Source organism: Haloarcula sp. JP-L23, from assembly GCF_011602445.1.
Taxonomy (GTDB): Archaea; Halobacteriota; Halobacteria; order Halobacteriales; family Haloarculaceae; genus Haloarcula; species Haloarcula pellucida.
Genome location: NZ_CP050014.1, coordinates 810,852 through 828,610, shown reverse-complemented (window position 1 = coordinate 828,610; position 17,759 = coordinate 810,852). Strand labels below are relative to the sequence as shown.

Genomic DNA, 17,759 nt, shown 5'->3' with positions numbered 1-17,759 from the left:
CCGCCCCCGTGACCGTGGGACCCAGATATTTCAGGGAACGATAGGGTATACTATATACATAGATTATTTCGAAATCGCCGTACGCGGTAGGTCATATGTTATTAAATGTGATTGATAGATTCGAACGATTCATAACGGACTTCCAACTACGTGGAAAATGTACATCATGTCAACAGCAGACATCCGGAGCGTCCTGCGCGGGGGCGGGGACCGGTTCATCTACCTCACGTCCGCGCTGGCCGCACTGAACGGTCTCCTGTTCGGGTTCGACACAGGCATCATCTCAGGGGCGTTCCTCTACATCAACGACACCTTCACGATGTCGCCGCTGGTCGAGGGCATCGTGATGAGCGGCGCGATGGCCGGCGCCGCACTGGGCGCCGCCGTCGGTGGGAAACTGGCAGACAGACTGGGGCGTCGCAGGCTGATACTCCTCGGGGCTGGCGTGTTCTTCGTCGGGTCGCTGACGATGGCCATCGCCCCGTCCGTCCCGGTGCTCGTCGCCGGCCGACTGATAGACGGCGTGGCCATCGGCTTCGCCTCTATCGTCGGCCCGCTGTACATTTCCGAAATCGCGCCGCCGCGCATCCGCGGGGCGCTCACCTCGCTGAACCAACTGATGGTCACCGTCGGGATTCTGGCGTCGTACTTCGTCAACTACGCCTTCGCCGACGCCGGCGCGTGGCGCTGGATGCTCGGTACCGGGATGATTCCGGCCGTCATCCTCGCGGTGGGGATGCTCAAGATGCCCGAGAGCCCCCGCTGGCTGTTCGAACACGGACGGAAGGACGAGGCCGAGGCCGTCCTCCAGCGGACCCGACAGGGTGACGTAGACGAGGAACTCGAAGAGATAGCCGAGACCGTCTCGAAGCAGTCCGGCACGGGCGTCCGGGAACTCCTCGAACCGTGGCTCCGCCCGGCGCTGATCGTCGGTCTGGGACTGGCCGTCTTCCAGCAGATCACCGGCATCAACGCGGTCATCTACTACGCGCCGACCATCCTCGAATCGACCGGGTTCGGGAGCACCACCTCCATCCTCGCGACGGTGGGCATCGGCGTCATCAACGTCGTCATGACCGTCGTCGCCATCGCGCTCATCGACCGCGTCGGCCGCCGCCTCCTGTTGCAGGTCGGCATCGGCGGGATGGTCGTCACGCTCGGCGTCCTCGGGACGGTGTTCTACCTCCCCGGGTTCGGCGGCGCACTCGGCTGGATCGCCACGGCGAGCCTGATGCTGTTCGTCGCGTTCTTCGCCATCGGCCTCGGGCCGGTGTTCTGGCTCCTCATCTCGGAGATTTACCCGCTCGCGGTCCGCGGGAGCGCGATGGGGACCGTCACCGTCGCCAACTGGGGGGCGAACCTGCTCGTGTCGCTCACCTTCCCGATGCTGACCGCAGGCGTCGGCAAGCCCTCGACGTTCTGGCTGTTTGGCGCCTGTAGCCTGGTCGCACTGCTGTTCACCTACCGACTCGTCCCCGAGACGAAGGGGCGCTCGCTGGAGGCCATCGAGGCGGACCTCCGCGAGAACATCGGCACACCCACAGAAGCCGCGGACTGACTGTCGCCCGCGGTTCGGCCGTCAGACGGACCGTGTCACACGAACGCAGGACACCCGTCTGACGAGAGTATTTACCCACCCGTACCCTGTTTCGAACCCGATGAACGAGACGTTCCTCGACCTCGAAGAGGTCGAACTCGAACTGGACGAGGCGTTGCTCGAAGCGGTCGACGAGAAGGCGTTCGCGGACCACCGCGACAACCGCGACGCCGCGATACGGGACCTGCTCGACGAGTGGCTGAAGCGTCGCGACGAGGAGTGAGCGGAGCGCTGTCGTCGACGGTCAGAGCCTGACAGCCTCGCCGAGTGCGGGCGCGCTGGCCGTGAAGCCATCGGCACGTAACTCCTCGGCGAAGGCCGCCGTCCGGTCGCCGTGGTTGATGAGGACCGGCGTCTCCCGGTAGCTATCGAGGAACTCGAGGAGGCCGTCGCGGTCGGCGTGGGCCGAGAACTGGTGGAGTTCCACCTGCGCACTGACCGGCATCACGCGCCCGTCGAGTTCGGCGCTGCCCGTCTCTAGCAGTTCGCGACCCGGCGTCCCTTCGACCTGATACCCGGTCAGCGCCACCTTGTTCGTCGGGTGCTGTCGGATGGCTGGGACGTAGGTCATCGCCGGGCCGCCCGAGAGCATCCCGCTCGTCGTGATGATGACGGTGTTTTGCTTCGCGATCCGTTTTCGCTGTCCGTCACGGCCGTCGACGAAGCGTGCAGACGACGTCGCGCCGGCCAGCGCGTCGGCGTCACGCAGGAACTCGGGGTGACGCTTCAGTTGCGTCGTGACTCGCTGGCCCATCCCGTCGACGTAGCAGTCCACGTCGTGGGCCGCACAGACGAGCATCGCCTCCTGCGTGCGGCCGATGGCGAAGGCGGGGACGACGACGGTGCCGCCCTGCCAGACGGTCTGCTGGATGCTCTCGGCGAAGCGCTTCTCGACCGTCTCGCGGGCCTCGTGGGTCACGTCCGAGTACGTCGACTCGCAGATTACGGCGTCGGCCTCGGGACGCGCGGTGGAGGGAGCGACGAGTCGCTGGTCGCCGGTGTGGAAGTCGCCGGTGTACAGGAGACGGGTGTCCCCATCGTCGACGAGGACGTGGGCGCTCCCGGGGATGTGGCCGGCGTTGAACAGCGTCACCTCGTAGCCGGCCGCCTCGAAGGACTCGCCGTAGCCGTGGGTCACGGAGGCCTGCGTGAGACGGCGTACGTCGGTGTCGGTAAAGGGACAGCGCGGGGTCGAGCCGTGGAGTTTCAGCGTGTCTTCGGCGAGCGTCGTCGCGAGGTCACGGGTCGGCGGCGTCCAGTGGACCGGCGGCAGGTCGCCGCTCGACATCAGTGCGGGGACGGCCCCGGCGTGGTCGAGGTGGCCGTGGCTCACGACGACGGCGTCGGGGTCCACGTCGCCGACGGGGTACTGCGGCGGCGACTCGCTTGCCATCCCGTAGTCCAGCAGGAGACTGTCGTCGATGAGCACGGCGCTCCGGCCTATCTCGTCGGCACCGCCGAGGAACTGGACCTCCATCGGCGTCGAGTACGGCCCTCGTCGGTTAGTGTTCGTCGGTCCAGTTTCCACCGTCGGCGACGTCGACCGCGACTTCGTTCCGCCGCATGAACGGCGGCGTCCACGGGTCGTTGTACTGGAGGACGACGGGGTCGCCACGGATTTCGATACCTCGGTCGGCGAGCGTCTCCAGTAGCGCCTCGCGTTCGCTGGCGACGCGGTCGGCGGTGGCGTACCACCCGAACGCGCGGACTGCGGCCGTCCGCGGCGGGTCGACGACGAGGCGGACGGTGGAGTCCGTCGGTGCCGGTGCCGTCGCCGGGGTGTACTCCGCGGGGAGGTAGAACGCCATCGTGACCGGGTCGTCGTCCGCGTCGCCCGTGCGGACCGGCGCCGTCATCGTTACGTCGGTACCGATTTTGACCGGTGCGGTCATCTCGACGGTCGCGCCGTCCGTCGCGACGGGTGCCGTCATATCGACGTCCTCGCCCGCCTCGTTCTCGCCGGAGATGTACCGGAACAGGCGGCGGAACGCCGCGCCGGCGGTGGGCGCCGTCGTCTCGACGAGAACCGTGCGGGGATAGCGGCGTATCTCGACGCCGTCGAACTCGTCGAGCGTCTCGTAGGGGACGTGTTCTGTCGTTCTAGTTATATACAGTCCCCAGCCGACCCAGAGCATGACGGCGGCGGCGAGCGTCGCGAGGAGTTTGCGGGTTCGTGCGGCCATACGAGGAGAGACGCACCCCGGCCCCAAAGAATGTAGCCGAGCTAATGGTTCAGGAGCGTAGCGTCGCAGTCTTGCGGTATGTGTTCCTTGTTAGCACTCGGATTGAGGCGCGGTACCAATAGCACATAAACAATTATTATGATTGGGCGATAAGGTGAACCTGTCATGGCGACACGCCAGCAGACACCGACGACGTACCACACGTGCAGCTGCGGTGAGGACTTCGACACGACCGAGGACCTCCTCGAACACGCACGAGAGGCGCACGGACTGAGCGTATTCTGACTGGCGTCGCGGTCCCCGTTTTTTTACACCTCAGAGCGACGGCTACGACCGCGTATCGACGTCCGGTCTGACGCTGAACCGGGCGTAGCCGCCGTGAGAGAGGTCGAGCGCCCCCAGCCACCAGTTCCACCGCTCGACGAGCGTGTAGTCGCCGGGGGCGTCCTGTAAGTTCCGGACGACGGTGTCGACGGTCAGTTCGCCGTCGAAGTCGGCGTCGAACTGCCCGGCGTCGGCCAAGTCGCGAGCCTGTCGCGCGACGACGGCGACCGGCTCGTCGTCCGCGTCGAACGTCTCGCGCAGCACCGCTTCGAGTTCCTGTCGGTCCACACGGTGTGCTTGGCGGCCGTGCTCTTCAATCCACGGCTAGGATACGTCAGCGTGTGTGCTGAACGGAACGAGAGTGTCGGGGCTTTCTCGTGTCGTAACTGCTGTTAGTCGAAACTCACGCACGGCTCACCGACCTGCGCGCAAAGAAATCAGTGAAGTTAGAACGCCTTAGCTGCCCTTCTCGATGGGAGCGCCGACGAGGTTGCCCCACTCCGTCCAGGAGCCGTCGTAGTTGATGGTGTCCTCGTAGCCCAGCAGTTCGTGGAGCGCGAACCAGGCGACGGAGGAGCGCTCGCCGATACGGCAGTAAGCGACGGTCGTCGAGTCGCCGTCGATGCCGTACTCGCCGTAGAGCTCTTCGAGTTCGTCGTAGCTCTTGAACGTGCCGTCGTCGTTGGTCACGGCCGCCCACGAGATGTTCTCCGCACCGGGAATGTGGCCGCCGCGCTGGGCCGTCTCCTGCAGTCCGGGGGGTGCGAGAATCTCGCCGGAGTACTCCTCGGGCGAGCGAACGTCGACGAGCGGAACGTTGCGCTCGATGGCGTTGTCGACGTCTTCTCGGTAGGCGCGGATGGACTCGCGCGGGCCGGAGGCCTCGTAGTCGACGGCGGAGAACTCGGGCACTTCGTCGGTGAGTTCGTAGTCGTTCTCGACCCAGTACTCGCGGCCGCCGTCGAGGAGTTTGACGTCGTCGTGGCCGTAGTACTTGAACTGCCAGTAGGTGTAGGCGGCGAACCAGTTGGAGTTGTCACCGTACAGGACGACGGTGGAGTCCTCGCTGATGCCGTGGGAACCCAGCAGGTCCTCGAAGTCCTCCTTCGAGAGGATGTCGCGGGTGGTCTGGTCCTGCAGGTCCGTCTCCCAGTTGAACCCGATGGCGCCGGGGATGTGGCTCTCGTCGTACAGTTCTGTGTCCACGTCCACCTCTACGAGGCGGTGGGCGGGGTCGTCGCTCTGGAACTCGTCCAGGTGCTCGCTGACCCAGTCGGCCGAGACGAGCACGTCGTTGGCGTAATCAGTCATTGTGCGACCAACTATTCGACTACCACACATATATTACCACGAGTGGCGGCATGTACGGCCACTCCTCCCCCGTGACGGCATATGTTGCCCCTATCACGTGAACGCATATTGTGAACGAGACGCATCCGTAGAGAGCGGACCGGAAGATGCGGCCCCGACCTGTCCAGTCCCCAGAGCCAGCGCGGCACACATCCGGCAATAGTTGCCACCACCTTCGACCAGCCCCGATGAGAGTCTTCAAGCGGCCCGAGTGGGTACGGACGGCCAATGACAGACATCGTCTCCGCGGACTGGGTCGCCGACCACCGCGAGGACTGTCGCATCGTCGACGTGCGTGACGCGTGGGAGTACGACGCCCTCGGCCACCTGCCGGGCGCCGTGAACGTCCCGTTCGACCGGTTCCGCACCGGCGAGGGCGAGGCGGGGATGCTGCCGAGCGAGGACGACTGGGCGTCGCTGCTTTCGGAGATCGGAGTCACCGGCGACGGCGACGTCGTCGCCTACGACGACCACCACGGCGTCTTCGCCGCGCGCTTTCTCGTCACGGCGGAACTGCTCGGCCACGACCCAGAGAAGCTACACCTCCTCGACGGGGACTTTTCGAGTTGGCAACTCGAACGCGAGACGACGAGCGACGCCCCCGAGGTAGCGGCCACGGAATACGTCGTCTCCCCGCCCGAATCGTCGCCGCTGGTCGGCCCCGACGAGGTGTCCGCCGCGGCCAACGACCCCGAGGCAGTCCTCGTCGACACCCGCGAGGACGAGGAGTACGCCGAGGGCCACATCCCCGGGGCCGTCCTGCTCGACTGGCGCGAACTCGTCGACGACGAGACACGCGGCCTCCTCGCCCGCGAGGACGCACTGGCCGTCCTCGAATCGGTGGGCATCGTCCCGGAGAAACGCGTCGTCCTCTACTGTAATACCGCCCGTCGCATCAGTCACACCTACGTCGTTCTCCGGCACCTCGGCTTCGAGGACGTCGACTTCTACGAGGGGAGTCTGACCGAGTGGGAAGCCGAAGACCGACCGTTAGAGACCGGCACGGCCGAGTAAGACGCGTCCTCGCTTATCCCAGCGCCTGCTGTTCTGGTCCCCGTTCCTCCGCGAGCAGATTCGCCGTCTCGGCCAGTAGCGCGACGACCACTGGACCCGCGATGAACCCCACCAGCCCCAGCGACAGCACCCCGCCGGTGAACCCGACGAAGTAGAGGCTGGCGGGCATCCCCGTCGTGTAGCGGGCGAGGCGGGGACGGATGACCGCGTCCGGCAGGAAACCGACGAGGGCCAGTCCCAGCACCGTCACCAGCAGTGCGCCGACGACGTCGCCGGTCACGACGTCCGCGGCGGCGATGGCGACGACCACCACGCTCGGCCCGACGACGGGGACGAACTGGAGGATGCCAGCGACGACTGCCAGCGAGAACGCGCTCTTGTAACCCAGCATCCCGAACACCGCCCACGCCATCAGGAAGGTTCCGAAGGCCGTCGCCGCCTGCAGGACGTAGATGGCGTACAGCGTCCCGCGCAGGCGCTCGTGGAACCGCGTGACGAGGTCGTGATACGGTCGTGGAATCGTCCGATACAGCACCTCGCCGGGCGCGCTGGGTCGCCAGAGCATCGCGTAGACGAGTATGGTAAAGAGGACGATCTTCAGCGCGATGATCGGCGTCTCGCTGGCGAGTGCAACAGCGACGGCCCGCAGACTTTCGCTGAGGCCGGCCAGCGTCTTCTCGATGTTTATCGGGTACCGGAACCCGCCGACGACGATCGTGACACTGTCTGGGAGTTGTTGGAAGAACGCGAACAGGTCGCGGCGGCGACGGTACAGCACGGCGGCCGGCGGGACGAGGACGAGCGACCCCCCGACGAAGGCGATGACCGTCGTGACTGCGGCGGCGAGTCGCTTCGAGAGGCCGTGGCGTACGAACCACTCCGAGAGCGGAAAGAGGACGTAAGCGACGGTGATCGCGAAGAAGACGGTCGCCAGCACGCTCGACAGCAGCACAGTCGTCAGGAGCGACAGCGCAACGAGCAAGCCCGCGAGTACGTACGTCCGCTGGCGAGTAACCACGACCTATCTTTCGTATCGCCCGTGAAAAACGTTCCCGCAGTTGACAGCCGAGCGAAACGAGACTCAGGGGGCGACGCCGACGGTCACGAGCGTCCCGAACTCTCGGTAGCGCTCGACCATCGCCTCGCGCGTGTCCCACTCCTCGGTCGGGAACTCGCTTTCGGGCGGAATCTCGATGTCGCGGTCCGGGACGTTGTCCTGTACGGCGACGGCGAATCCCGCCTCGCGAAACGCGTTACGGTACTCGGCGGCGCTCCAGCGGGTCATCGGGACGTCGACCAGATCGTCCCACGCGTGAGAGTGAACGTTCTCTTCGTAGTAGTTCACGGCACAGTGGAACGTGCCGTCGGGACCGAGGACGCGGGCCACCTCTTCGAGGACGGCGTCGGGGTCGCTCGCGTAGTAGAACGCCTCCATCGAGAAGCAGTGGTCGACGCTGTCAGTCTCGAACGGCAGGTGCTCGAAGTCCCCGACGAGGTAGCCCACGTCCGGGTCGTCGGTGTACGATCGTGCGTTCTCGGCCATCGCCGGCGAGGCGTCGATGCCGTAGGCTCGGCCCGCGTCCTTCGTCTCTTTGAGAGCGCGGCCGGCGTAGCCGCTCCCACAGCCCAAATCGAGGACGGTGTCGCCCGCTTCGACGGGCATCCGGGCCAGTACGTGCTTGGCGGTGTGCCAGTGGCGGTCCTCCATCCAGCGGTCTTTTCCACGGGCCGCCCAGTCGTCGAACTCGTCGCTGACGCTCATGGCCCAGTGTGGGAGTGGCCCGGCCAAACACCCTTCGACTCCGTCCGGCGGCCGCTCCGGGAACGTTATCACACCGGGCCGTCCACGAACGGGTATGCGCCGCCGTCGCCCCCGGTACCGTATCGCCGACACCGCACAGCAGGTCGTGGGCGGATTCCTGCTGGCCGGTCCGTTCGTCGTCACCGAGGAGGTGTGGGTGCTGGCTGCGAACATGACGACGCTCCACGCCGGACTGGTCGCCGGCATCGTCTTCGCCATCGGCTACGGCGCACTCTACAAAGCCGACGCGGACCGCGACCTCGACCGCGAGGCCGAAGTCGCCGGCGTCCCGATACGGTTCGTCTCGCTGATGGTCGTCGCCTTCGGGTCCGTCGCCGTCCTCGCGATGGTGTTTACCGCCCCCGATACGTTTCTCGTCGACGGCGAGATTCTCCCGGACCCGACGCCGATGGCCGTCACGGTGACGACGCTGAAAGCCATCTCCGTCGGCGCTATCTTCAGCGTCGTCGGCGCAGCCACCGCCGACAGCGTGTTCTGAGCGATACCCGCAGACTTAATGACTGTCGCCCCGCGTTTCGGGTACATGGAGTATACGCTGGCCATCGACAACACGCCGGACACCGTCGAGGGCGGGACCGGTATCCTTCTCCTGCACCCCAGCACCGGCGAGACGGACCGACTCGACACTGACTTCCTGTCGACGGACACCGACGCGATGCTGGTCATCTCGACGCGGACCACTGCTCGCGAAGTCAAGCAGAAACTGGAGTACTACGAAGTCGACGAGGACACGGCCACCATCCTCGATACCCTGTCCGTCGAGCGCGGGTACACCCGCCGCCAGTCCGAGAGCGTCCGTTATGCCTCTGCTCCGGACGACCTGGAGGGCATCGTCGCCGAGACGGAGACGTTCTTACAGGACCACGACGGCAAACTGCGCGTGAGTTTCGACTCGCTGACCGAACTCATCTACTACGCCGACGAGGACCAGGCCATGGAGGCCGTCGAGGACATCCTCGAACTGCTGGACGAGTACGACGCCGTCGGGATGTTCCACCTCGCGGAGGGCGTCCACGACGAGGCGACCGTCGACGAGTTCCGGGCGTTGTTCGACGGCGTCGTCGAACTCGGCGAGGACGGCACCGTCACCAGCGAGTTCTGAGGCCACGGCGCCGACCCCCAATCGTCGGGTGTGTCACCAATTACCAAAGTACCAACAATTAAGGCGCTATAGACCGTCATTCGCATCTGTATGCCGGAATGCCAGAACTGCGGCAATTTTGTAACGGCCGACTACGCGCGTGTCTTCACGCCGAATGGGGTCGAGAAACCGCGGGTCTGCCCGCAGTGTGAAGACAAGATTCGCGACGGGGCCGACGTCCGCGAGGCCAGGTCCACGCGACGCGGGTAATCGAACTGGGGCCGAACGGTCGATTCTCTCGCCCGGACTGTCTCTTTTCGGGTGTGCTCTACTGGCGGTGAATGCCGACAGCGTCAGGTCCGCGCGTCGGACAGCAGGTCCCGCGCCGTCGCCAACGCGTCGTCGGCGCGGTCGGCGTCGCGGGCCTCTGCGGTGACCCGAATGAGCGGTTGGGTCCCGCTGGCCCGGAGGAGGAACCACGCGTCCCCGAGGTCGACGCGCACGCCGTCAAGCGTGGTCACGTCGGCGAACTCGTCGAGCACCCGGTCGCGGACCCCCTCCATCACTGCGCCCTTGTCGTCGACCTCGACGTTGTCCCGGCGGATGGGGTAACTCGGGACCTCCGCGGCCCGGTCGGCGAGCGGTCGGTCGGCGTCCAGCGTCACCGCGGTACAGGCCGCAAGCGGCCCATCGGGACAGAGGGTGTGGTCGGGCCATATCCACGCGCCGCTTGGTTCGCCGCCGAAGGCGACGCCGTCCTCGCTGGCGGCCTCCGCGACGTAGACGTCGCCGACGGGCGTGTACTCCACGTCGACGTCGATTTCGGCGAGGTGGTCGCCGACGGCGAGACTCGTGTCCACCGGGACGGCGACCCGGTCACCGGGGCTGGCGGCGGCCCGTGCAAAGAGCGCCAGCAGGACGTCACCGGAGAGGTAGGTGCCGTCGCCGGCCACCGCACGCATCCGGTCGGCGTCGCCGTCGTGGGCGATACCCACGTCGGCGTCGGACTCGGCGACCAGCGTCGCGAGCGACTGGCAGTTCTCCGGGGTCGGTTCGCTCGGGCGACCGGGGAACGCACCGTCTGGTTGGCCGTTCAGCGTCTCGACGTGACAGCCCATCGCCTGCAAGACGTCGGCGGTGACGCCGCCAGCGCCGTTGCCCACGTCGACGAGGACGTGGCTGGAAAGCGAGTCGCGGTCCAGTTCCGAGCGAATCGTCTCGGCGTGGCGGGTGCGAGCGCCCGTCGCCCAAGATTCGAGGGTCCCGCACTCGTCCCAGTCGGCCGGGTCGAACGCGCCGTCTTCGAGACGCTCCTCGATGGTCTCGCGCCGCTCTGTGTCGAACGCCTGCCCGGACGGTTGCCAGAGTTTGATGCCGTTGTCCTCGGCCGGGTTGTGACTCGCCGTGATGGAGACGCCGGCGTCGGCCGCTTGCCACCCAACCGCCCGACCGACCGTCGGCGTCGAGGCGAGGCCGACGTCTACGACGTCCGTCCCGCTCTCGCGCAGGCCCGCGACGAGCGCAGACTTGAGGAACTCGCCGCTCTCGCGTGGATCCCTCCCGACGACCACGCGGTCGCTGTCGACACCCAGTGCGCGGCCGACGGAGAGCGCGAGGTCAGCAGTCACCGTCTCGCCGACCGGTCCGCGAATGCCACTCGTCCCGAATAGTGTCATACTCGGGTCCCCGAGTGGCGGCGGAAAAAGGATACCGGCACGGGACGAGTCACTCCGGCGACCACTCGCAGGCCGCCCCGGTCGTCAGGTCCTCGGCATCGACGTGGGCCGACAGGCAGCCGTAGTTGCAGAACTGCGCCGTCGGCGTGCCACCCGCCTCGGCCGAGAGATATAGCGGGTCGTGGTCCTCGACCGGGCGCCCGCAGTACGTACACTCCATATCTGAGCTGAGCGGCCCGAGCAACAAACGTTTTGTCCGCGTCCGCGGCATCTCCGCACATGAAACAGGGCGGCTCCGACGCGGCGAAGCGCGCGGCCGGCGAGGCGGCGGCCGAGACAGCCGAAGACGGGATGGTAATCGGGTTGGGGACCGGTAGCACCGCGGCCCACGCGATTCGGGCCATCGGCCGGCAGGTCGACGCCGGACTGGACGTGGTCGGCGTCCCGACCTCCTTCCAGTCCCGCGAACTCGCCCGTAACGCGGGCATCCCGCTGGCTGACCTAGACGAGGTGACAGTCGACCTCGCCATCGACGGCGCTGACGAGGTGGCCGGCGGTGACCTCGTGAAAGGCGGCGGCGCGGCCCACGCCCGCGAGAAGATCGTGGACGCGAGCGCCGACCGCTTCCTCGTCGTCGCAGACCCCACGAAGATGGCCGAGACGCTCTCGTACCCGGTTCCACTGGAAGTGCTCCCCGCGGCACGGACCACCGTCGCCGAGTCGGTCCGGGAACTGGGCGGGGACCCGGACCTGCGACGGGCCGAACGGAAAGACGGACCCGTCGTCACCGACAACGGCAACCTCGTGTTGGACTGTGCGTTCGGCGAGATAGCCGAGCCAGCGGCGCTGGCGGCAGACCTCGCGGCACTGCCGGGCGTCGTCGAACACGGCCTGTTCGTCGGCGTGGCCGACGCCGTCTACGTGGGCAGCGAGGACGGCGTGACGGTCAGAGAGCTGTAGCTGTCCGGCTGGCATCGAAAGAAAGAGTGCTCGGAGACGACCTTACAGGTCGCGCGGCTGGACCGTCTTGCGGTCGTTCTCCTCGGCTCGTCGAGCGGCGTCGGCGAGCAGCTCCTCGACTTCGGCGTCGAGGGCATCGTAGAAGTCCGAGGCCACGTTCATGTTGTCGAGCTCTTCCTTGACGGCGGCTTTGACGATTAGGTCTGCCATACAACCCTGTGTAGCGCAGGGGTTACTTATATACTTTCCCCAATGCGATGGCTCTCGCCGGTATTCACGGGGGTTTGAGACGTTTTTGGTCGTCGGCCCCTATATAAATAGCCCCTGAGTCGGATATATCAGGGTCGATAGCCCTCCACGGGCAGGAATCGAAACGAGGTACGCCGAGCATCGGCGTCTGGAGTGCTCGCGCGCGCCCGGCCCGGACCGACGGATAGGAGTAGCCGGCCCTCCGAAGAGGGGGCATGCGCGACCTACTCGATGCAGTCGCGGCGGGCGAGATCACCCCCGCCGAGGCCGAAGCGGAACTCGCCGGTTACGCCACCAGCGGTGCTGGCCGGTTCGACGCGGCCCGAGAGACCCGTTCAGGCGTCCCCGAGGCGGTGCTCGGCGACGGCAAGACGCCCGAGGAGATCGCCGACCTCGCGTCGACGGCCGTCGAGACGACCGGCAGAGCGATCGTAACGAGAATCGACGCGCCAGCGGCCGCCGCCGTCCGACGCGAACTGGCGACCGAAGCACCCGAGGCGACGGTCCGCTGGTCCGAGCGGTCGAACTGGCTGGTCGCGACCGCCCCGGAGTTCGAGCGTCCGGACCTGAACGCTACGGTCGGCGTCGTCACCGCCGGCACCTCCGACGCCGTCCCGGCCGGCGAAGCGGCGATGCTGGCCGCCGAGATGGGCGCGTCGGTCACCCGTATCTCGGACGTCGGCGTCGCCAGCATCGCCCGGACGATAGACGCCGTGGACCGCCTTCGCGATCAGGACGTCCTGATCGTCGCCGCGGGCCGCGAGGGGGCGCTTCCCACCGTCGTCGCCGGTCTCGTCGACACCCCCGTCATCGGCCTGCCCGTCTCGACTGGCTACGGGCACGACGGCGCGGGCGAGGCCGCGTTCTCGGGGATGATCCAGTCCTGTACGACGCTCTCTGTCGTCAACATCGACGCGGGCTTCACCGCGGGCGCACAGGCGGGCCTCATCGCACGACGGGTCGCCGATGCACGGGGTGACGATGTGTAAGAGCAGACCCGTTTCTGGGAGAGAATACCCACACATTTGGGTAAACGAATATCCCGCTGGCAACCCTTCTCACGTACGTCGGCGGTGGTGTCGCCGACGAACACGATGCCTGAATGTGACCATTGCGGCGCGCACGTCTCAGACCAGTTCGCCCGTGTGTTCGCTGACGAGCGCGGACACATCCGGGCCTGCCCGAACTGCTCGGCCAACGCTGGCATCGCCGAGGTATCGAGAGAGCGCGCCCACCAAGTGTGAGGCCCACTGGGCCGCCCGCATCGTGCGATGACCACCACGCGGAGCCCTGTTCACTACGCCTACGTGCTGCGGTGTAGTGACGGAAGCTTTTACACCGGCTACACGACGGACGTCGAGCGCCGGGTGCGTGAACACGACGCCGGCGACGGAGCGAAGTACACCCGTGGCCGGACGCCGGTCGAACTCGTCCACGTCGAGCGCTTCCAGTCGAAGTCCGCGGCGATGCGCCGCGAGTACGAGATCAAACAGCTCTCGCGCACGCGGAAGGAACGGCTGGTCGAGTCCTCGGACGCCGAAACGGACTTCGACACGTGAGCCGACGGGTGATTTTTTCACCGCCCACCGAGAGGTATCGGGTATGGACGACGACGACGCCGCGGCGATCACGTTCGGCACCGACGGTTGGCGAGCGACCTTAGACGAGTTCACCGCGCCGCGCGTGCGGATGGTCGGACAGGGCGTCGCGACGGCGCTGCGGGAGCACGGCCAGAGCGGGACGGTGGCCGTCGGCTACGACGCCCGCGAGACGTCGCGCGGGTTCGCCGAGGAACTGTCTCGCGTGCTGTGTGCCAATGGATTCGACGTGCTCATCCCGGACCGGGACACGCCGACGCCCGTCGTCGCGTGGACGGTCACAGAGCGCGACCTCGCCGGGGCGCTCCAGATAACGGCCAGTCACAACCCGCCGGCGTACAACGGCGTGAAGTTCGTCCCCGCGTCTGGTGCTCCGGCACTCCCAGCGATGACCGAGGACATCGTGGCGAACCTCGGCGACCCCGACCCGCTACCCGAGAGCGAGTGGGGGACGGTCACCGAGACGGACCTCGTCGGCGACTACGCCGACCACGCCATCGACTACGTCGACGCCGACCTCACTGGCCTCTCGGTGGCCTACGACGCCATGCACGGGAGCGGTCGGGGCGTCACCGACGCTCTCCTCGAACGTGCCGGTGCGGACGTGACTGCGCTGCGCGACGAGCGAGACCCCGAGTTCGGCGGCGGGTCCCCGGAGCCAGCGGCCGAGAACGTCGAGGAGTTGATCGCCCGCGTACGCGAGGGCGAGGCCGCCCTCGGCGTCGTCAACGACGGCGACGCCGACCGCATCGGCGTCGTCACGCCCGAGCGCGGCTATCTCGACGCGAACCTCTTCTTCGCGGCGCTGTACGACTACCTGCTGGAATCGCGGTCCGGCGACGTGGTCCGTACCGTCTCCACTTCCAGCATCGTCGACCGGGTCGCGGAGGCCCACGGCCAGTCTGCCCACGAGGTGGCGGTCGGGTTCAAGTGGGTCGCCGAGGCGATGGCCGACCACGACGCGCTGCTGGGCGGCGAGGAGTCGGGCGGGTTCGGCCTCACCGACCACCTCCGTAACAAGGACGGCGTGTTGCTGGCGCTGGTGGCCGCGGCAGCCGAGTCCGAGGAGTCGCTGGACGCCCGCGTCGACCGCTTGCTCGACGACCACGGCGAGATTCATCAGGGACGGGTCAGCGTCGACTGCCCGGACGAGCGCAAGGGGCCGGTGCTGGACGCGCTGGAGGACGAACTCCCCGACTCGGTGGCCGGCGAGAGCGTCGCCGATGTCAACACCGTCGACGGATTCAAGATACGGCTCGCGGACGATACGTGGGTGCTGGTCCGGCCATCGGGGACCGAACCGAAGCTCCGCGTCTACGCCGAGGCAGGGAGCGACCAGCGCGTCACGGAACTGCTGTCGGCGGGCCGCGGACTGGTCGCCCCGCTGGTTTAACCCGACAGCGCGCGTTGGTCGGGCATGGACCCCGACGTCGAGTTCGCATACACCGAGGGACTGACCGAGGCCGAGGTGGAGACGCGCCTACGCGACGCTACGGACGGCGTCCTCGCGCTGGCCGACGACGGCGACGCCTACGCGATTCCGGTGTTTCACCACTACGAGAACGGGTCGCTGTACGTCCGACTAGGCGAGACGCCCGACAGCCGAAAGGCCGCCTACGCCGAGACGACCGACACCGCGACGTACGTCGTCTACGAGGCCGAAGCCACGGGCGACGACGCCGAACAGTACGGTTGGAGCGTCGTCGCCCGTGGGCCGATTCGAGCGGTCCCGCCCGACGACCCGGCCTACGACGCCGTCAGCATCAACGACCGATTCGCCCCCATCCGGGTGTTCGACGAGGCGCTGGACGAAATCGAGTTGACGCTCTACGAGTTGCGCATCGAGGAACTGGCCGGGCGGGCGAACTGACAGTTCGTTCCGGTGAGACACGGTCAGGCCGCCGATTCGACCACGAGCGTGTTGGCGATTCGGTCACCGAGTCGCTGGGCGTCGTCGTCGGTGAACAGCAAGAGCGCTTCGACGGTCAGCCACCCACCCATCAGCATGAGTGCGAGGACGAACCCAACGAAGGGGATGAAGACGCTGGCGAGCGCCATCAGCGGGAGGGGCGCGAGCAACACGGCGGTCCGCTGTATCGTCTGGTCTCGCGTGACCGGGCCACCGTCCTCGCCGACGAGGACGACGCCGGCGACGCGCATCCCCAACGTCTGGCCGCCGTCGGTGAGGAAGTAGACGAAGTACCCGCCGACGACGAGGCCGATGACGGCCCACTGGAGTAAGGAGAGGGCGAAACCGAGGGCGACCATCCCCAGCATCGTCCCGGGACTGTCGACGGTGGGCGCACCCATCGCCCCGCCGGTAGTAACGAGCATCCTGACGCCGGTGAACACCACCCAGACGACGACCGTCGCGACGGTGAGGAGGGCGAAATCGAGGAGGAAGCCGAGGACCCGGTCGTCACGCACCGACGCCGGGTCGGGGTTCTGTGAGGACATGGCTCGATAATTTCGTCTCGTCCGAGTGTGGAAAGACTATCGCAATCAGCCGTCGGTCGAGCGCGTCCCCCGCCAGCGACCGGCCTCGTCGACTGTCTCGACCGTGAATCCGAGGCCCTCGTAGAACGGTTTCACGTCGGCGTCGAACGCCGCCGTCAGTCGCTGTCGGCGCTCAGCGGCGGCCTCGACCAGCGCTGTCCCGATGCCCTGTCCGCGGCGACGGCGGCGGACCGCGACGGCCGCGACGTGGTCACCGTCGAGGACGAGCGCACCCAGTACTCGCTCGCCGTCCGCCGGGGCTAGCGGGCCGCCGGGCCGCTCGTCGGACCGGGAGCGCTCCCCGCCCTCGCACGCGACGAGCGTCCCGTCCTCGGCGATGCTCTCCCGGACCGTCTCGACGTCGATAGAGAGCGCCGCGCCGTCGAGGACGTTCATCACGTCCGGCAGGTCGGCCACTGTGGCGTCACGAACGAACATGGGTCAGCGAGTCCGAGCCTCGTCGGCGGCATCGAGCAAGTCGTCGACGCTGGGCCGGTCGAACGTCGGTTTGCTCCGGTAGGACCACGCTACCGCGGGGCCGTCCCGAAGGTCGACGAGGACGGCCTCGGGCATCCGGCCGAGGAAGTCGCTCCAGTCGCCCAGAAAGCCGAAGCGAACCGGCTGGTCGTACGCTTCGCCGGCCGTCGCCTCCGGATCGGCCACGATGGGATACGGCGGGTCGTAGCTGTCCTGCCACTCCCGAACGCGCTCGTGGGGTTCCGGCACGATGGAGACGACTTCGGTGTCCCGGTCAGCGGACTCGTGGTCGGCGGCGAGCGCCGACGGCGGGTCCGGACCGGGGCCGACGTTGGGCAAGGAGAAGTCGGTCGCCTCGATGGACATACCGTAGCGTAGGGCTCGACGGGCAAAAACGGGGGGTTGTGAGTGTCTCGCCGTCCGCTCAGCCACCCTTGATGAGTCTGACCACGCGTACGTGGTCGGCCTCGACTGGCTGGTTCGTCGGGACCGTCTTGTCGTCGACGAGTACCGAGACCGCGTGTGGCGAGAGCTCTAGTGGGGCCAGCAAGTCGGCGTAGGTGGCGTCGTCGGCCACGGTGAGTTCGTGGGTGTCCTCGCCGGCCACCTCGACGGTGACGTTCATAGGCGTGTGTATCGGGATGGACGGCTTGAGCCTGTCGGCTAGCAGTAGGCGACGAGTGAACGGTGTCGAGAGGGAGCGAGGTCGTAAACAGCCAGAGAGGGGCCGGAGGCTTTCAGTCCCACCCGATTGAACGGTCCATGGGGTTGGACTGAAAGGGGCGGTCGGCTACGCGAACCCCGGCGACGCAAGGACCGCAGGAACGAACGCAGTGAGTGACGAGGAGCGCAGCGAGCCGCGGGAGCGTAGCCGTCCGGGGCTTTCTGGCGGGTCACGGAGTGCTCACGAACGCTGCATCCGAACACTGCTA

General features: G+C 67.1%; 24 protein-coding genes. 11 read left to right on the top strand and 13 right to left on the bottom strand.

Annotated elements, in window-relative coordinates; translation table 11 throughout:
• Positions 1 to 166: 166 nt before the first annotated feature.
• Both G9465_RS04115 and G9465_RS04110 read left to right on the top strand, forming a co-directional pair.
• Positions 167 to 1,558 carry a sugar porter family MFS transporter gene (locus G9465_RS04115; protein WP_166967781.1) on the top strand — a complete coding sequence of 464 codons (1,392 nt, stop codon included), beginning with the start codon at positions 167 to 169 and terminating at the stop codon, positions 1,556 to 1,558.
• A 100-nt stretch (positions 1,559 to 1,658) separates the two neighbouring features.
• Positions 1,659 to 1,820, top strand: coding sequence for a ribbon-helix-helix protein, CopG family (locus G9465_RS04110; protein WP_166967779.1), 162 nt, complete (start codon positions 1,659 to 1,661; stop codon positions 1,818 to 1,820).
• A gap of 21 nt (positions 1,821 to 1,841) precedes the next feature.
• Here G9465_RS04110 and G9465_RS04105 read toward each other — a convergent pair whose 3' ends face one another.
• The 4 genes from G9465_RS04105 to G9465_RS04090 form a co-directional block, all read right to left on the bottom strand.
• Positions 1,842 to 3,074: an MBL fold metallo-hydrolase gene (locus G9465_RS04105; protein ID WP_166967777.1), complete on the bottom strand. Its 1,233-nt coding sequence runs from the start codon at positions 3,072 to 3,074 to the stop codon at positions 1,842 to 1,844.
• Between the two features lie 25 nt (positions 3,075 to 3,099).
• Positions 3,100 to 3,780 carry a heme-binding protein gene (locus tag G9465_RS04100; protein ID WP_166967775.1) on the bottom strand — a complete coding sequence of 227 codons (681 nt, stop codon included), beginning with the start codon at positions 3,778 to 3,780 and terminating at the stop codon, positions 3,100 to 3,102.
• Positions 3,781 to 4,107: 327 nt separating this feature from the next.
• Positions 4,108 to 4,392, bottom strand: a complete 285-nt coding sequence (locus G9465_RS04095; RefSeq protein ID WP_166967773.1) for a hypothetical protein — start codon at positions 4,390 to 4,392, stop codon at positions 4,108 to 4,110.
• 168 nt (positions 4,393 to 4,560) lie between these two features.
• The gene (locus G9465_RS04090; protein WP_166967771.1) at positions 4,561 to 5,415 is read right to left on the bottom strand and encodes a sulfurtransferase; all 855 of its coding nucleotides are present in this window, start codon (positions 5,413 to 5,415) and stop codon (positions 4,561 to 4,563) included.
• A gap of 267 nt (positions 5,416 to 5,682) precedes the next feature.
• Between G9465_RS04090 and G9465_RS04085 the strand changes: the two genes are divergently transcribed.
• On the top strand, positions 5,683 to 6,468 hold the full coding sequence (locus G9465_RS04085; RefSeq protein ID WP_166967769.1) for a sulfurtransferase: 786 nt from the start codon (positions 5,683 to 5,685) through the stop codon (positions 6,466 to 6,468).
• Between the two features lie 13 nt (positions 6,469 to 6,481).
• Here the strand turns inward: G9465_RS04085 and G9465_RS04080 are convergent, their stop codons facing one another.
• Entirely contained in the window at positions 6,482 to 7,486 is a 1,005-nt protein-coding gene (locus G9465_RS04080) for an AI-2E family transporter (protein ID WP_166967767.1), read from the bottom strand.
• Positions 7,487 to 7,549: 63 nt separating this feature from the next.
• Positions 7,550 to 8,230, bottom strand: coding sequence for a class I SAM-dependent methyltransferase (locus G9465_RS04075; protein ID WP_166967765.1), 681 nt, complete (start codon positions 8,228 to 8,230; stop codon positions 7,550 to 7,552).
• A 94-nt stretch (positions 8,231 to 8,324) separates the two neighbouring features.
• On the opposite strand from G9465_RS04075, the gene G9465_RS04070 reads away from it, so the two are divergent.
• Together G9465_RS04070 and G9465_RS04065 are read left to right on the top strand one after the other, a co-directional pair.
• A complete protein-coding gene (locus G9465_RS04070; protein WP_166967763.1) occupies positions 8,325 to 8,768 on the top strand; it encodes a DUF2391 family protein in 444 nt (147 codons plus the stop codon).
• A 45-nt stretch (positions 8,769 to 8,813) separates the two neighbouring features.
• On the top strand, positions 8,814 to 9,392 hold the full coding sequence (locus tag G9465_RS04065; protein WP_166967761.1) for a hypothetical protein: 579 nt from the start codon (positions 8,814 to 8,816) through the stop codon (positions 9,390 to 9,392).
• Positions 9,393 to 9,724: 332 nt separating this feature from the next.
• On the opposite strand, the gene glmM is transcribed toward G9465_RS04065, so the two are convergent.
• Both glmM and G9465_RS04055 read right to left on the bottom strand, forming a co-directional pair.
• Positions 9,725 to 11,047: a phosphoglucosamine mutase gene (gene glmM / locus G9465_RS04060; protein WP_166967759.1), complete on the bottom strand. Its 1,323-nt coding sequence runs from the start codon at positions 11,045 to 11,047 to the stop codon at positions 9,725 to 9,727.
• A 49-nt stretch (positions 11,048 to 11,096) separates the two neighbouring features.
• Positions 11,097 to 11,267, bottom strand: coding sequence for a hypothetical protein (locus tag G9465_RS04055; RefSeq protein ID WP_227015706.1), 171 nt, complete (start codon positions 11,265 to 11,267; stop codon positions 11,097 to 11,099).
• 59 nt (positions 11,268 to 11,326) lie between these two features.
• On the opposite strand from G9465_RS04055, the gene rpiA reads away from it, so the two are divergent.
• Positions 11,327 to 12,007, top strand: coding sequence for a ribose-5-phosphate isomerase RpiA (gene rpiA / locus G9465_RS04050; RefSeq protein ID WP_166967755.1), 681 nt, complete (start codon positions 11,327 to 11,329; stop codon positions 12,005 to 12,007).
• 42 nt (positions 12,008 to 12,049) lie between these two features.
• Here the strand turns inward: rpiA and G9465_RS04045 are convergent, their stop codons facing one another.
• Positions 12,050 to 12,217 (bottom strand): DUF1931 domain-containing protein, encoded by a 168-nt coding sequence (locus G9465_RS04045; RefSeq protein ID WP_166967753.1) that lies wholly within the window; start codon positions 12,215 to 12,217, stop codon positions 12,050 to 12,052.
• Positions 12,218 to 12,471: 254 nt separating this feature from the next.
• Between G9465_RS04045 and larB the strand changes: the two genes are divergently transcribed.
• The 5 genes from larB to G9465_RS04020 all read left to right on the top strand — a co-directional run bounded on the left by larB (position 12,472) and on the right by G9465_RS04020 (position 15,724).
• Complete coding sequence (gene larB / locus G9465_RS04040) at positions 12,472 to 13,245, top strand: nickel pincer cofactor biosynthesis protein LarB (protein ID WP_166967751.1); 774 nt, start codon at positions 12,472 to 12,474, stop codon at positions 13,243 to 13,245.
• 105 nt (positions 13,246 to 13,350) lie between these two features.
• Positions 13,351 to 13,500 (top strand): hypothetical protein, encoded by a 150-nt coding sequence (locus G9465_RS04035; RefSeq protein WP_166967749.1) that lies wholly within the window; start codon positions 13,351 to 13,353, stop codon positions 13,498 to 13,500.
• Between the two features lie 27 nt (positions 13,501 to 13,527).
• Complete coding sequence (locus G9465_RS04030) at positions 13,528 to 13,815, top strand: GIY-YIG nuclease family protein (protein ID WP_166967747.1); 288 nt, start codon at positions 13,528 to 13,530, stop codon at positions 13,813 to 13,815.
• A gap of 43 nt (positions 13,816 to 13,858) precedes the next feature.
• Complete coding sequence (locus G9465_RS04025) at positions 13,859 to 15,247, top strand: phosphoglucomutase/phosphomannomutase family protein (RefSeq protein WP_166967745.1); 1,389 nt, start codon at positions 13,859 to 13,861, stop codon at positions 15,245 to 15,247.
• A gap of 24 nt (positions 15,248 to 15,271) precedes the next feature.
• The gene (locus tag G9465_RS04020; protein WP_166967743.1) at positions 15,272 to 15,724 is read left to right on the top strand and encodes a pyridoxamine 5'-phosphate oxidase family protein; all 453 of its coding nucleotides are present in this window, start codon (positions 15,272 to 15,274) and stop codon (positions 15,722 to 15,724) included.
• 23 nt (positions 15,725 to 15,747) lie between these two features.
• Here the strand turns inward: G9465_RS04020 and G9465_RS04015 are convergent, their stop codons facing one another.
• The 4 genes from G9465_RS04015 to G9465_RS04000 are packed head-to-tail and all read right to left on the bottom strand — an operon-like array spanning position 15,748 to position 17,452.
• Complete coding sequence (locus G9465_RS04015) at positions 15,748 to 16,311, bottom strand: RDD family protein (protein ID WP_166967740.1); 564 nt, start codon at positions 16,309 to 16,311, stop codon at positions 15,748 to 15,750.
• A gap of 45 nt (positions 16,312 to 16,356) precedes the next feature.
• On the bottom strand, positions 16,357 to 16,788 hold the full coding sequence (locus G9465_RS04010; protein WP_166967738.1) for a GNAT family N-acetyltransferase: 432 nt from the start codon (positions 16,786 to 16,788) through the stop codon (positions 16,357 to 16,359).
• A 3-nt stretch (positions 16,789 to 16,791) separates the two neighbouring features.
• A complete protein-coding gene (locus G9465_RS04005) occupies positions 16,792 to 17,193 on the bottom strand; it encodes a peroxiredoxin (RefSeq protein ID WP_166967736.1) in 402 nt (133 codons plus the stop codon).
• A gap of 58 nt (positions 17,194 to 17,251) precedes the next feature.
• The gene (locus G9465_RS04000; RefSeq protein ID WP_166967734.1) at positions 17,252 to 17,452 is read right to left on the bottom strand and encodes a ubiquitin-like small modifier protein 2; all 201 of its coding nucleotides are present in this window, start codon (positions 17,450 to 17,452) and stop codon (positions 17,252 to 17,254) included.
• Positions 17,453 to 17,759: the final 307 nt, after the last annotated feature.

Bases quoted from the DNA above. Each gene is read 5' to 3' on its own strand.
- G9465_RS04070 (WP_166967763.1), top strand. From the start codon at position 8,325: ATGCGCCGCCGTCGCCCCCGGTACCGTATCGCCGACACCGCACAGCAG.
- G9465_RS04000 (WP_166967734.1), bottom strand. From the start codon at position 17,452: ATGAACGTCACCGTCGAGGTGGCCGGCGAGGACACCCACGAACTCACC.
- G9465_RS04015 (WP_166967740.1), bottom strand. From the start codon at position 16,311: ATGTCCTCACAGAACCCCGACCCGGCGTCGGTGCGTGACGACCGGGTC.
- rpiA (WP_166967755.1), top strand. From the start codon at position 11,327: ATGAAACAGGGCGGCTCCGACGCGGCGAAGCGCGCGGCCGGCGAGGCG.
- G9465_RS04100 (WP_166967775.1), bottom strand. From the start codon at position 3,780: ATGGCCGCACGAACCCGCAAACTCCTCGCGACGCTCGCCGCCGCCGTC.
- G9465_RS04085 (WP_166967769.1), top strand. From the start codon at position 5,683: ATGACAGACATCGTCTCCGCGGACTGGGTCGCCGACCACCGCGAGGAC.
- larB (WP_166967751.1), top strand. From the start codon at position 12,472: ATGCGCGACCTACTCGATGCAGTCGCGGCGGGCGAGATCACCCCCGCC.
- G9465_RS04065 (WP_166967761.1), top strand. From the start codon at position 8,814: ATGGAGTATACGCTGGCCATCGACAACACGCCGGACACCGTCGAGGGC.
- G9465_RS04025 (WP_166967745.1), top strand. From the start codon at position 13,859: ATGGACGACGACGACGCCGCGGCGATCACGTTCGGCACCGACGGTTGG.
- glmM (WP_166967759.1), bottom strand. From the start codon at position 11,047: ATGACACTATTCGGGACGAGTGGCATTCGCGGACCGGTCGGCGAGACG.
- G9465_RS04035 (WP_166967749.1), top strand. From the start codon at position 13,351: ATGCCTGAATGTGACCATTGCGGCGCGCACGTCTCAGACCAGTTCGCC.
- G9465_RS04055 (WP_227015706.1), bottom strand. From the start codon at position 11,267: ATGGAGTGTACGTACTGCGGGCGCCCGGTCGAGGACCACGACCCGCTA.
- G9465_RS04030 (WP_166967747.1), top strand. From the start codon at position 13,528: ATGACCACCACGCGGAGCCCTGTTCACTACGCCTACGTGCTGCGGTGT.
- G9465_RS04045 (WP_166967753.1), bottom strand. From the start codon at position 12,217: ATGGCAGACCTAATCGTCAAAGCCGCCGTCAAGGAAGAGCTCGACAAC.
- G9465_RS04005 (WP_166967736.1), bottom strand. From the start codon at position 17,193: ATGTCCATCGAGGCGACCGACTTCTCCTTGCCCAACGTCGGCCCCGGT.
- G9465_RS04090 (WP_166967771.1), bottom strand. From the start codon at position 5,415: ATGACTGATTACGCCAACGACGTGCTCGTCTCGGCCGACTGGGTCAGC.
- G9465_RS04110 (WP_166967779.1), top strand. From the start codon at position 1,659: ATGAACGAGACGTTCCTCGACCTCGAAGAGGTCGAACTCGAACTGGAC.
- G9465_RS04115 (WP_166967781.1), top strand. From the start codon at position 167: ATGTCAACAGCAGACATCCGGAGCGTCCTGCGCGGGGGCGGGGACCGG.
- G9465_RS04010 (WP_166967738.1), bottom strand. From the start codon at position 16,788: ATGTTCGTTCGTGACGCCACAGTGGCCGACCTGCCGGACGTGATGAAC.
- G9465_RS04020 (WP_166967743.1), top strand. From the start codon at position 15,272: ATGGACCCCGACGTCGAGTTCGCATACACCGAGGGACTGACCGAGGCC.
- G9465_RS04075 (WP_166967765.1), bottom strand. From the start codon at position 8,230: ATGAGCGTCAGCGACGAGTTCGACGACTGGGCGGCCCGTGGAAAAGAC.
- G9465_RS04105 (WP_166967777.1), bottom strand. From the start codon at position 3,074: ATGGAGGTCCAGTTCCTCGGCGGTGCCGACGAGATAGGCCGGAGCGCC.